This is a genomic window from Bradyrhizobium sp. th-b2 (genome assembly GCF_000426785.1).
Classification (GTDB): domain Bacteria; phylum Pseudomonadota; class Alphaproteobacteria; order Rhizobiales; family Xanthobacteraceae; genus Bradyrhizobium; species Bradyrhizobium septentrionale.
In genome coordinates, this window is the sequence record NZ_KE384569.1 from 41,664 (window position 1) to 54,871 (window position 13,208).

7 protein-coding genes and 1 pseudogene are annotated in these 13,208 nt (G+C 66.0%); 5 read left to right on the top strand and 3 right to left on the bottom strand.

The features are described from left to right. Positions 1-34: 34 nt before the first annotated feature. Both K359_RS0148500 and K359_RS0148505 read right to left on the bottom strand, forming a co-directional pair. A complete protein-coding gene (locus K359_RS0148500; RefSeq protein ID WP_029085319.1) occupies positions 35-1,045 on the bottom strand; it encodes a glycosyltransferase family 4 protein in 1,011 nt (336 codons plus the stop codon). Between the two features lie 31 nt (positions 1,046-1,076). Further along, positions 1,077-2,042 (bottom strand): lysylphosphatidylglycerol synthase transmembrane domain-containing protein, encoded by a 966-nt coding sequence (locus K359_RS0148505; protein WP_029085320.1) that lies wholly within the window; start codon positions 2,040-2,042, stop codon positions 1,077-1,079. Between the two features lie 338 nt (positions 2,043-2,380). Here K359_RS0148505 and K359_RS0148510 point away from each other — a divergent pair, with 338 nt between their 5' ends. From K359_RS0148510 to murJ, 4 genes are all read left to right on the top strand, one after another. Further along, positions 2,381-3,793: a mannose-1-phosphate guanylyltransferase/mannose-6-phosphate isomerase gene (locus K359_RS0148510; protein ID WP_029085321.1), complete on the top strand. Its 1,413-nt coding sequence runs from the start codon at positions 2,381-2,383 to the stop codon at positions 3,791-3,793. Positions 3,794-4,039: 246 nt separating this feature from the next. Then, a complete protein-coding gene (locus K359_RS0148515; RefSeq protein WP_029085322.1) occupies positions 4,040-5,056 on the top strand; it encodes a Gfo/Idh/MocA family protein in 1,017 nt (338 codons plus the stop codon). 33 nt (positions 5,057-5,089) lie between these two features. Then, a complete protein-coding gene (locus K359_RS0148520; protein ID WP_029085323.1) occupies positions 5,090-6,241 on the top strand; it encodes a DegT/DnrJ/EryC1/StrS aminotransferase family protein in 1,152 nt (383 codons plus the stop codon). A gap of 43 nt (positions 6,242-6,284) precedes the next feature. After that, positions 6,285-7,814 carry a murein biosynthesis integral membrane protein MurJ gene (gene murJ, locus K359_RS0148525; protein ID WP_029085324.1) on the top strand — a complete coding sequence of 510 codons (1,530 nt, stop codon included), beginning with the start codon at positions 6,285-6,287 and terminating at the stop codon, positions 7,812-7,814. Between the two features lie 225 nt (positions 7,815-8,039). On the opposite strand, the pseudogene K359_RS56785 reads toward murJ, so the two are convergent. Beyond that, positions 8,040-10,361: pseudogene (locus tag K359_RS56785) on the bottom strand (EAL domain-containing protein); the annotation flags it as partial. Between the two features lie 495 nt (positions 10,362-10,856). Here K359_RS56785 and K359_RS0148545 point away from each other — a divergent pair. Continuing rightward, positions 10,857-13,166 carry a xanthine dehydrogenase family protein molybdopterin-binding subunit gene (locus tag K359_RS0148545; protein ID WP_029085327.1) on the top strand — a complete coding sequence of 770 codons (2,310 nt, stop codon included), beginning with the start codon at positions 10,857-10,859 and terminating at the stop codon, positions 13,164-13,166. The last annotated feature ends 42 nt before the right edge of the window (positions 13,167-13,208 follow it).

A 13,208-nucleotide genomic window follows, 5' to 3' on the forward strand; every position in this document is an offset into this window, starting at 1 on the left:
GAGGGAAAACCGGTCTCCACTTTTCCGGATCATGCTAGAGCGGCCGCGAGAACCGGCGCAGCTGCCAGCCGACGGCGAGCCCGCCGGCCAGCAGCAGGGCGATGTCCGCGCTGAGGGAATTGAGGCCGACCGAGGCGAATGCGAGCAGCGCCAGCACGAGGTTGAGCGCAAAGACCTCGCCGACGACGCGCCATACCGTGAATCCGTTGTCGGTCGCGCGCTGATAGAAGTGCGAGCGATGCGCGGCCCAGAATGGCTCGCGCCGCGCCATGCGGCGGAACAGCGTGACCGTCGCATCCGTCAGATAGTACAGCGGCAGCAGCAGCGCGGCGGCGAATTGCTGGTGCAGGGCAAGCTCGAGCAGGCACCAGCCGAGCAGCAAGCCGATCGGCAGGCTGCCGACATCGCCAAGGAATATCTTTGCGACCGGCCGGTTGAACGGCGCGAAGCCGAGCAGCGCGCCGCACAGCGCCGCCGCGATCAGCGCGGGTGCGGCGCCGACATGGCCAAAACTGCCGAGCAGGGCGACCGCCACCGTGATCGGCACGGCCTCGGCCGCCGTCATCAGGTCGAGCCCGTCCATGAAGTTGACAAGGTTCACGAACCAGAGGCCTGCGATCAGCAGCAGGCCGCGTTCGAGCCAGATCGGGCAGGCCGGAACGAGCCTGAGATCATCAGGCGCCGAGAACACCACGGCCGCAACGGCGGCCGCCTGCAGCAACAGCCGCGGCACGACGGGCAGCGAGCGGATGTCGTCGACAAAACCCACCACCGCGATGAACAGGCAGGCCGCGAACACCGTGAATGGTATAGTCAGGTCCGGCGATCCGGTGAGGGCGATGACGATGCCGCCCGCGAGCAGCGTGGCTGCGGTGACCGCGATGCCGGCGCCCTGCGGGGTCGGAATGCGGTGCGACGAGCGCGCATTCGGTTTCGCGAGCGCCACACGCAGCAGCAGTGGCCGCGTCGCCTGGATCAGGACGGCCGAGACCGCTGCGGCGAGAGCCGCTGCGATCAACGACAGGAGGATTTCGAAAGCGCTCATTCTGGTCCGGTTATTGTGATCCCGGGACTCGCTATTGCGATCCCGGGACTTCGATCGGTGCGGCGCCCTTGGCGGCCTTTTCCGGGCTCAGGATCCATACCAGGCCGCCGAACACTCCGACCACGAACGTCACCGCGCCGAACAACAGCGAGACGTTGACGCCCTCATTGGCGATCAATCCGGCATAGCCGAAGGCCAGCGCCATCGTGGCCTCGCGCACGCCCCAGCCTGCGATCGAGATCGGCATCATCGTGATCAGCATCACCGGTGGCAGCAGCTGGAAGATCTCTCCGAAGGTGACGGGGGCCGCGATCGACTTCACCACACACCAGGCGATCACGACCGTCACCACGTGAATGGCAATTGAGAGGGTTGCCACCTTCAATCCATGCGCACGGCTGAACAGCACCCGGTTCGCGATCACAGCGCAGGCATGGATGTGATGCGTCGCCCACCACCGCGCCAGCCAGGGCCACGGCAACACGCCGATCAACAGGAAGCCAAATCCGGCAGCCAGTCCGGCGAGGTCCAGCAGCAGCAACGCCGTCCAGCCGTGGGGATCGGAAATCAGCCGATAGCTCCAGGGCAGGGTCGCGGCGATCACGACGGCAAGCGCGATCAATCCGACCGCGCGATCGACGAAGATCGAATAGGTGGCGGCGCGCCAGCCTGCGCCGGCGCGCGCGACGAGCCAAAGCCGCACCGCGTCGCCGCCGATCGAGGACGGCAGTGTCTGGTTGAAGAAGGTGCCGATCACGTTGAAGCGCATCGCCTGGGACGTCTCCAGCGGCGCGCCGCACTCCACGCCGATCTCCCGCCAGCGCAGCACGCCGAGAAAGATCTGCAGGAACGTGACCGCGATCGCGAGGCCGAGCCAGCTCAGGCTCTCGACCTGGATGCGCGAGGCGAGGTCATACAGATTGACCTTGCGCAGCGAGAAATAGAGCAGCGCAGCCGAGATCAGGATCTTGACGGTCGAAAGCAGGATTCGGCGCATTTCCGTTCGCGCTGCCAGGTTTTCAGAATGTTTCAAAAACTGCGCAAAACGCTTTCGCGCGCCCAAATTCGTCGCCTTGGTATGGTTTTCGCACCGATCTGGCAATACCCGTACTGACCCCTATTGCGGCCCGCTCGACGGGGCGGCTAAAGAGGCCCGAAGCGGGAGGGACGGCACTCCGCCGGGGTTTACCATTACAGGTAAAATCCGACCAGACGTGCGGGGGCGCACGCTATGCTCCTCGGATCGTGCTTTCGAGGTAACACGGCTGTCCGCTGCGGCCGCCCGGGCGCAATGTTAGTGTGTCGTCCACGGACACGACAGGACTTGAGGCATCGATGGATCGACGAATTATTCCCCTGATCATGTGCGGTGGCGCGGGCACCCGGCTGTGGCCGGCGTCGCGCGAGGTGCATCCGAAGCAGTTCCTGTCGCTGTTTGGGGCCCGTTCGACCTTCCAGGAGACGCTGCTGCGGGTCTCGGACGCCAGCGTGTTCGAGCGGCCGATCGTGATCACCAACGAGGCCTATCGCTTCATGGTGCTGGAGCAACTGGCCGAGGTCGGCCGCGAGGCCGATGTGCTGCTGGAGCCGATGCGCCGGGACTCAGGCCCAGCCATTGCGGCCGGTGCGGTGTTCGCGCAGAGCCGTGACGGCGAGGCGATCGTGCTGGCGCTCGCCGCCGACCATCTGGTGCGGGATACTCAGGCCTTTGTCGCCGCGTGCCGCGGCGGACTGGTTGCCGCGGAAGCCGGCCGCATCGTGACGTTCGGCGTCAAGCCGGAACGGCCCGCCACCGAATACGGCTACATCAGCCCGGGCGAGGTGGTCGCCGGCGAGGTGCGCGCGGTGGCGAAATTCGTCGAGAAGCCGGATGCCGCGACTGCGGCGGACTATATCGATGCGGGCTATCTCTGGAACAGCGGCAACTTCATGTTCCGCGCCGGCGTGCTGCTCGACGAGTATCGCAATGTCGATGCCGACAGCGTTGCCTCGGTGGAGCTGTCGGTTGCATCGGCGGCGCGCGATCTCGGCTTCGTCAAGCTTGATGCGCAGGCCTTCGGTGCGGCAAAGGCGATCTCGATCGACTATGCCGTGATGGAGAAGACATCGCATGCTGCGGTGGTGCCGGTGGCGTGCGGCTGGTCCGACATCGGCTCGTGGCGCCAGGTCTGGGAGCTGTCCGACAAGGACAGCCTGGGCAATGCCGCGCGCGGCACCGCCGTGTTCGAGGACTCCCGCAACTGCAACGTCACGACCGACCGGGCGCTGGTCGCGCTCGAAGGCGTCGACGATCTTGTCGTGGTCGCGACCCAGGACGCCGTGCTGGTGTCGCGCCAGAAGGACGCCAACGGGCTGAAGCGGCTGGTCGCAAAGCTGAAGGTCGCGGCGCCCGAGGTGACCGAGAACCACATCAAGGTGCATCGTCCCTGGGGCTCCTATCAGTCGGTCGACAATGGCGACCGCCACCAGGTCAAGCGCATCATCGTCCGGCCGGGCGGGCGGCTCTCCCTGCAAAAGCACCATCACCGCTCCGAGCACTGGATCGTGGTGCGCGGCACCGCGCAGGTCACCGTCAACGAGCTAATCAAGACGGTGCATGAGAACGAATCGATCTACATCCCGATCGGCGCGGTGCATCGGCTGGAGAACCCCGGCAAGATTCAGCTCGAGCTGATCGAGGTGCAGACCGGCAGCTATCTCGGCGAGGACGACATCATCCGCATCGAGGACGACTATCAGCGCACCTGAGGCGAGCCGGTTCCCGTGCCGTCCATGAGTCGCGGGACGATGTAACTCTTTGAATCAAAACGTGTCCGGATTTCGTTGTTGGCATTCGCCACATTTGGGGCGCCGTGCTATAGCGGCTGCCAACGAAGCGGGGTGATTTGCGCCGGAGGCGCAGATCGGGAAGAGGGGCCCTGATTCCGCCGGAGCCGGGGGTGGCTCTGCGAGAAGCCCGGGACAACCGCCAGAACGTCACTTGGGGTCTACGATATGAATGCAAAAGTGTCCGCAGCCGGCGCGAAGGCCGATATCGGCCGCGTATTGCGCGTCGGCGTGATCGGCGCCGGCGTGATGGGCAGCAACCATGCCCGCGTGCTGGCCGGACTGCCCGGCGTCATGCTGGTCGGCATCGTCGATCCGCTGCCCGAACACCGCACGCGCGCCATCGACATGGTCGGTTGCCGTGCGTTCGAAAGCCTCGATCAACTGCTCGCCGAGGGCGTCGATGCGGTGACGATCGCAGCACCCACCCATCTGCATCACGAGATCGCGCTCGCCGGCATCGCGCGCAACATCCATATCATGGTCGAGAAGCCGGTCGCGTCCACGGTCGAGGAGGGGCGTGAGATCGTCGCCGCCGCCGAGAAGGCCGGCGTGACGCTGATGGTCGGCCATGTCGAGCGTTTCAATCCGGCGGTCGCCGCGATCAAGCAGGCGATCTCGGGCGAGGACATCCTGTCGATCGGCATCACCCGGGTCGGCCCGTTCCCGCCGCGGATGTCCAATGTCGGCGTCGTGATCGATCTCGCCGTGCACGACATCGACCTGATCCGCTGGTTCACCGAGTCCGACATCGTCGAGGTGCAGCCGCAGCTCTCGAGCGCGGTCGCCGAGCGCGAGGACATCGCGCTGCTGCAATTCCGCACGGCCTCCGGCGTGCTCGCCCACATCAACACCAACTGGCTGACGCCGTTCAAGGCGCGCAACGTGACGGTGGCGACGCGCGGCAAATATGTGATGGGCGACCTGCTGACGCGCCAGGTCACCGAATGTTTCGGCTTCAAGCCGGACGGCAGCTATTCGATGCGTCATCTGCCGGTCGGTCACGACGAGCCGTTGCGCGCCGAGCTGATCGCCTTCCTCGATGCCGTGCGCAGCGGCAAGGTGCCGGCGGTGTCCGGCGACGAGGGCGTGGCGAGCCTCGAGATCGCGATCCGCTGCCTGGAATCGCCCGCGCGGCCTGCGGCCTCGACGATGCGCAAGGGGCCGCGCCGCATCGCCGGCTGACCGTCAATCATTCAACATTTGCAAAGAGCCTCCATGAACCAGCATCTGCAGCTTGAGCCCATTCCCTTCATCGACATCTCCGCGCAGCGCCGGCGGCTCGGCAAGTCGATCGATGACGCGGTCGCGCGCGTGCTTGATCATTGCCAGTTCATCAACGGGCCGGAAGTGACCGCGCTGGAGAAGGCACTGGCGGACTATAGCGGCGCCAAGCACGTGGTGAGCTGCGCCAGCGGCACCGACGCGCTGCTGATGGTGTTGATGGCGAAGAATGTCGGGCCGGGCGACGCGGTGCTGTGCCCGACCTTCACCTTCTGCGCGACCGGCGAGGTCGTGACGCTGACCGGTGCGACGCCGGTGTTCGTCGATGTCGACGAAGAGACCTTCAACATCGACGTCAGCTCGCTCAAGCGCGGCATCGCGACGGCGCGGGCGCGCGGGTTGAAGCCGGTTGCCGTGATCCCGGTCGATCTGTTCGGCCAGAGCGCCGATCATGACGCGATCGCCGCGGTCGCAGAGGCCGAGGGCCTGTTCGTGCTCGATGACGCCGCGCAGGGCTTTGGCGCCACCTACAAGAACCGCAAGCTCGGCACTTTCGGGCTCGCGACCGGCACCAGCTTCTTCCCGGCAAAGCCGCTCGGCTGCTTCGGCGACGGCGGCGCGATCTTCACCGACGACGAGGAGCTCGCACGCACGCTGCGCAGCATCCGCGTGCACGGCCAGGGCTCGGACAAGTACGACAACGTCCGGCTCGGCCTCACCGCGCGGCTCGACACCATGCAGGCGGCGATCCTGCTCGAGAAGCTGAAGATCTTCGACGACGAGATCGCGGCGCGCAACAAGGTGGCGGAACGCTATACGCGTGCACTCGGCAACCTCGTCGCGGTGCCGCGGCTTGCTCCGGGCTGCACCTCGGTGTGGGCGCAATACACCATCCGTCTGTCCAACGGCATCGACCGCGATGCCTTCGCGGGCGCCTTGAAGGCGCAGGGCGTCCCGACCATGATCTACTATCCGAAGTCGGTCCACCAGCAGACGGCCTACAGCCACTTCCCGGTTGCCGACGGCGGCCTGCCGGTCAGCGAACGCCTGTCCAAGGACGTCATCGCCCTGCCGATGCACCCCTATCTCGACGAGGCGACGCAGGACCGCGTCATCGCGGCTGTGCGCAGCGCACTTTCGGCCTGATACGTCATTTTGACCTAGGGTGATGATGCGCTAGAAGCAGCGGATGCTTGGGCGCATCTTCACCGTCGGCGGCTATACCCTGCTATCGCGGGTGACCGGATTTGCACGCGACATCATGCTCGCGGCGATCCTCGGTGCTGGGCCGGTCGCTGACGCCTTCTTCGTGGCGCTGCGGCTGCCCAATCATTTCCGCGCGATCTTTGCCGAAGGCGCGTTCAACGCCGCGTTCGTGCCGGCCTATGCCCATGTCCATGGCGAGCGCGGCGAAGCCTCGGCGCGGCTGTTCGCCGACCGCATCTTCACACTGCTGTTCGCCTCGCAGGTGATCCTGCTGGTGGTGGCGATGGCGTTCATGCCGCAGGCCATGAGCATCCTCGCGCCGGGCTTCACCGACGATGCGGCGCAGCGCAAGCTCGCGATCGAGCTGACGCGGATCACCTTTCCCTATCTGCTGCTGATCACGATGGTGACGCTCTATGGCGGCATGCTCAACGTGATGCATCGCTTCGCCAGCGCGGCCGCGGCGCCGATCTTCCTCAACCTCGCCATGATGATGACGCTGGCGCTGGCGGCGTTCTTTCCGAGCGCCGGCCATGCCGCGGCCTGGGGTGTGCTGATCTCGGGCTTCCTTCAGTACTTCCTGCTCGCCGGCGACCTCGCGCGCCATGGCGGGCTGCCGCGCTTCGCGCCCTTGAGGCTCGACGAGGACGTCCGCGCCTTCTTCCGCGCACTGGGCCCGGCGACGCTGGGCTCGATGGGAACGCAGGTTGCGCTGTTCGCCGACACCATCATCGCGACCTTCCTGCCGGCCGGCGCGCTGTCGGCGCTGTATTATGCCGACCGCCTCAACCAATTGCCGATCGGCGTGATCGGGATCGCGATCGGCACCGTGCTGCTGCCGGAGATGTCGCGGCGGCTTTCCGCCGATGACCACGCCGGCGCCATGGCCGCGCAGCGCCGCGCCTTCGATTTCACGCTGCTGTTCTCGGTGCCGTTCGTGGCGGCGTTCCTGACCGTCGCCGATCCGATCATGCGCGCGATGTTCGCTCGCGGCGCGTTCTCGAAGGCCGATGCCGCAAGCGCCGGCGCCACGCTCGCGGCCTATGCGGTCGGGCTGATCCCGTTCGTGATGATCCGCAGCGCGGTCGCGACCTTCTATGCCCGCAAGGATACCGCAACGCCGGTGAAGGCGGCGCTGACCGGGGTCGCGGTCAACGTCGCGCTGAAGATCGCGCTGGTCGGCACGCTGGCGCAGGTCGGCCTCGCGCTCGCGACCGCGATCGGGGCCTGGGTCAATCTGCTGCTCGTTTTGATGTTCGCGATCCGCCGCGGTTATCTCGTGCTCGATCGCGCGCTGATCCGCTCGTTCGGCACCTTCGCGCTGTGCGGCCTGCTGCTCGCGCTTGCGCTGTGGCTGACCTGGCATTTCGCCTATGTGTGGTTCGCGCCGATGCAGATCCTTCGCGACGAGCTGATCCTGCTGCTGCTGATTGCGGTGGGCATCTTCGTCTATGCCTTGCTGATCCTCACGCTGTTCGGCCGCGGCTGGCTGTTCGCGCTCCGGCGCGTTTAGCCTAGAGGCTAACCCGCTTCGGCTGTATCCGGCACGCCTCGCGCTCGATGCTGGCGGCCACCAACGGCGCCTGGTCGGCGGCGACGGGCGGGGAGAAGACGAAGCCCTGCACCAGGTCGCAATCGAGCCCGCCGAGCACGTCCAGTTCGGCCGGCAGTTCACGGCCCCCTCGGCCACCACCTTCATGCCCAGCCCGTGCGACAAAGCGATGATGCCGCCGAGCAGTTTGCGCTTCTCCGGCGCGGTGGAAATGCCATCGACGAAGGCGCGGTCCACCTTCAGCCAGTCGAAGGGCAGGCGCGTCAGATAGCCGAGCGAGGAATAGCCCGAGCCGAAGTCATCCAGCGCCAGCCGGATGCCGAGACCGGAGAGCGCCGTCAGCGTGCGACTGATCCGCTGCTCGGTATGATCCACGAACAGGCTTTCGGTGAGCTCCAGGCAGAGCAGCTCCGCCGGAAAGCCGGTCTCCGCCAGCACGGCCGAGACTGCCGTCTCGAAATCCACGTTCCAGATCTGGGCCGGCGAGACATTGACCGAGACGCAGCGCGGCGGCAGCCCGGCATCCAGCCAGGTGCGGCCCTGCCGGCAGGCCTCGCGCAGCACCCACAGGCCGAGATCGACGATCAGCCCGGAGCTTTCGGCGATGGGGATGAACTCCGTCGGCGAGATTGGCCCGCGCTCGGGATGGGTCCAGCGCAGCAGCGCCTCGAAGCCGGTGACGCGGCCGGTCCTCAGGTCCACCTGCGGCTGGTAATGGGCCTCGAGGGCGCCGGCCTCCACGGCGCGGCGCAGATGCCGGCCGAGATCTAGCCTTTGATCGACCGCCTGCGCATGGACCGGCTCGAACAGTTGCGCCCGGCCGCGCCCGGCCTCCTTGGCCATGTACAGCGCCAGGTCCGCGTTGCGCACGGCGCTCTCTGCCGCTGCCCCATGCTCCGGCAGGCGGGCGATGCCGATGGTGGCGCCGACGAACGCCTCGCCCTCGGTGAGATCGACGGGGCCGGACAGCTTGGCGATGAGGCGATCGGCAAGCCCGGTCAGCGCGGCGTCGGACATGCCGCATCCCTCCGCCAGCACGGCGAATTCGTCGCCGCCGAGCCGGGCGATGAAGGCGCGCGGCCCCAGGTCCTGCCGCAACACAGCCGCCACCCGGATCAGCAATTCGTCGCCGGCGGCATGGCCGAGGGAGTCGTTGACCTCCTTGAAGCGATCGAGGTCGATGAGCAGCAGCGCGCCGCTCCGGCCTTCCAGGGCGCAGCCCTCGATCAAGTCGGCGAGCCGGCGCTTGAACAGCGCGCGATTGGCAAGGCCGGTCAAGGGGTCGGTGTAGGCGAGCTGCTCGAGCTGGCGCTCGGCCTCCTTGCGCTCGGTGACGTCCTGCACGGTGCCGATGATGCCGATGACCTTGTCGTGGGCGACCTCGGCCTTGCAGATCACCGCAAGATCGCGAGCCGTGCCGTCCGCGTGCAACATGCGCAGGTCGGTGGCCTCGGTCCTGCGGCTGCGCAGGACCCGTTTCTGCACCTCCCGGAAGCGGTCGGCGTCGCCGTCCAGGAAATAGGGCCTCATGTTCTCAATGGTCGGCTCGAACGCGTCGGGCTCGAAGCCGAGAAGCTGGTAGAGCTCGGGCGCCCAGACCGTGCGGCCGATGTCCAGCCGGTAGCTCCAGGTGCCGATCTTGCCGAGCCGGTGGGCTTCCTCCAGCGCCCGCGTGCGCTGGTCGAGCAGCGCCTTGGCCGCCCTGAGCTGGGTGATGTCGCTGGACGTGCCGCGATAGCCGAGAAAGCTGCCGTCATCGGCGAAGATGGGCTTGCCGCTGGTGCAGATGCTGACGCGCGATCCGTCCTGGCCGATCAGCGTATAGGTGAAGTCGCGAAAAGGGCGGTGGGCCTCCATGTCGGCCCGGTGCCGCGCCATGGCCTCCGCGTCTTCGGGCGCATAAGCCAGTTCCCAGCGTGCCTTCCTGCCAGCGGCCACCGTCTGGAAGGCCGCATTGCCGGCAAGCGACTTGGGATAGGGCAGCAGCCGATGGGCGGCGTCGCTCTCCCAGCACCAGTCCGAGGCAGTGCTGACGAAATCGGCCAGCCGTTGCTCGCTCTCCGCCAGGCGCCGCAGCGCGGAAGTCCCCTCCGTGACGTCGCGGACAATGCCGGATACGCGCCGGACCTGACCGTGCGCGTCGAACTCCGGCTCGCCATGCACCACGCAGTCGAGCAGGCGGCCATCGGGTCTGAGGAGCGTCGTCTGCACCGCATAGGGCTGCCCCTCCGCCCAGCAGGCCGCGTAATGCGCCTCCAGAACCTTCCGGCTTTCAGGCAAATAGCGCTCGCGCACCGTGGCGATGGGGATGAAGCCGTCGGCCGTCTCGAATTCGTAGAAGGCAGCGAGCTCAGGCGATATCCAGAAATCGGTCGCGGCGGGACTCTCCGCTTCCCAGTAGCCCATGCGGGCCAACCTGATGGCACACCGCAACGACCGCTCTTCGTGCCAACGCCGACGCGCTATCCGCGTGGGGGCCTGCCCTTGCGACAATTTGCGAGCGGCCATCGGTCCCCAACCAAAATGCCAAACTACAATTACGCGGCAAACTCGTTAGCATATCGCGCGACAATCTTGCAGCGACGGCGGTCACAACCTGGGGTTCTTCCGGTTCTTTGGTGTAGTTTTTGTGAATCCTGCAACCGGCACCAAGTGTGCGGAAGAAACCCAATCTGGATGAAACTCTTGTCGCGGTTAAGTTCAGGTTGCGTTGGCAGTCGTTTCTATCCCGCTGCTCCGACAAATTTGTCAGGTCGGATTCTCCATCATCAGAAGTTTTCGCCACGGCCATCGCGAGAGATTCTGCATCTCATGGTTTGGAGCCTCGTTCCGATGGAGAGGCTCGGTATCCCGCTTCGCTCCAAAACGCACTGGTTTTGCGTTGTCAAATCAAATGCATAGGTGCGGGTTGTGTGATCGCGCTGCGTGCGGCGGAAAGCGGTTTGCGCTTCGCTGACATCCACGCCAATATGCATGCAAACAACCAAGGCAATTGGAGAGACGATGGCAGCTCCCATCAAGTTCGGCGTCGGACAAAGTGTGCGGCGCAAGGAGGATGACGCTCTGATTCGCGGCAAGGGCCGCTACACCGACGACGTCGCTCCGTCTCCCGCATTGCATGCGCTGATGCTGCGCTCGCCGCATGCGCACGCGACCTACACGATCGATGCCGGCAAGGCCCGCGGCATGCCCGGCGTGGCGCTGATCCTGACCGCAGCCGATGTCGCCGATCTCGGCGGCCTGCCGTGCCTGTTCAATCTCGAAACCGATCCGTTCACCGCGCCGCCTTATCCGATCCTGGCGAAGGACGAAGTGCGGCATGTCGGCGACGCCATAGCCTTTGTGGTCGCCGATACCGTCGATCATGCGCGTGACGCGATCGAGGCGATCGACGTCAAGTGGACGCCGCTACCGGCGGTGGCTGGGCTCGTCAACGCGGTGAAGAAGGGCGCGCCGCAGGTGTGGCCGGACAAGCCCGGCAATGTGCTGTTCGATGTCTCGATCGGCGACAAGAAGGCTGCGGAAGATGCTTTCGCCAAGGCGCATGCGGTGGCCGAGATCACCATCGTCAATCCGCGCGTCATCACCAATTTCATGGAGACGCGCGCCGCTGTCGCCGAATACGACGCCAGGAAGGATCATCTGACGCTGACGATTGGCAGCCAGGGCAGCCATCGCCTGCGCGAGATCCTCTGCGACATGATCCTGAAGATGCCGAAGGAAAACATGCGGGTGATCTGCCCCGATGTCGGCGGCGGCTTCGGCACCAAACTGTTTCCCTACCGCGAATATGCGCTGATCTCGGTCGCCGCCCGCCAGCTCAAGAAGACCATCAAATGGACCGCCGAGCGCTCCGACCATTTCATGGGCGACGCGCAGGGCCGCGACAATCTCACCACCGCGAAGATGGCGCTCGCCGAGGACGGCAAATTCCTCGGCATGGATGTCGACCTGATGGGCGACATGGGCGCCTATCTCTCGACCTTTGCACCCTACATCCCGCATGGTGGCGCCGGCATGCTGCCGGGCCTCTATGACATCCAGGCCTTCCACTGCCGGGTCCGCACCGTGTTCACCAACACGGTGCCGGTCGATGCCTATCGCGGCGCCGGCCGCCCGGAAGCCGCCTACGTCATCGAACGGCTGGTCGATGCGGCCGCGCGAAAACTCGGCATGACGCCTGACGCCATCAGGCGGAAGAATTTCATTCCGCCGAAGTCGTTGCCCTACACGACCGCGACCGGCAAGGTGTACGACTCCGGCGACTTCGTCGCACACATGAAGCGCGCGATGGAGATTGCCAACTGGAAGGAGTTTCCGAAGCGCGCCAAGGCAGCGAAGAAGGACGGCCTCGTGCGCGGCATCGGCATGGCGAGCTATGTCGAGGTCTGCGGCACCATGGGCGAGGAGACCGCCAATGTGACGCTCGATCCCAACGGCGATATCTCGATCCTGATCGGCACGCAGTCGAGCGGGCAGGGTCACCAGACCGCCTATGCGCAGATCGTCGCCGAGCAGTTCGGCGTGCCGCCCGAGCGCGTCCACGTGCTGCAGGGCGACACCGACAAGATCGCGACTGGCCTCGGTACCGGCGGCTCGGCATCGATCCCGTCGGGCGGCGTCAGCGTGCAACGGGCGACGCACGACCTCGGCAACAAGCTGAAGGAGCTCGCGGCGCAGGCGCTGGAAGCCGGCACCGGCGACCTCGAGATTGCTGATGGCCGCATTCGCATCGCCGGCACCGACCGCTCGGTCAGCTTTGCCGATCTCGCCAGGCGTCCCGGCGGCGATTCCTCGAAGATGAACGCCAGCGCGACGTTTGCCAGCGCCGACGGCACCTATCCGAACGGCACCCATCTCGCCGAGGTCGAGATCGATCCGGCCACCGGCATCATCAAGATTGTCAGCTATGTCATCGTCGACGATTTCGGTGTCACGCTCAATCCGCTGATGCTTGCGGGCCAGGTTCATGGCGGCGCGATGCAGGGCATCGGGCAGGCGCTGATGGAGCAGGCGGTCTACAGCCCGGCCGACGGTCAGCTCGTCACCGGCACGTTCATGGATTATGCGCTGCCGCGCGCCTCCGACGGTCCGTCCTTCGTGTTCGAGACCCATAACGTGCCCTGCACGACCAATCCGCTCGGCGTGAAGGGCGCAGGCGAGGCCGGCGCGATCGGCTCGTGCCCGGCGGTCGTCAACGCGATCGTCGAGGGGCTGCATCGCGAATACGCAATCGACCACATCGACATGCCGGCCACGCCGGAGCGGGTCTGGATCGCGATCCGCGAGGCGCAGCGCCGGCATAATCTCTGATAAATTGTCGCAGGCGGAATGAGGATTCCGCCTGCGGTGTTT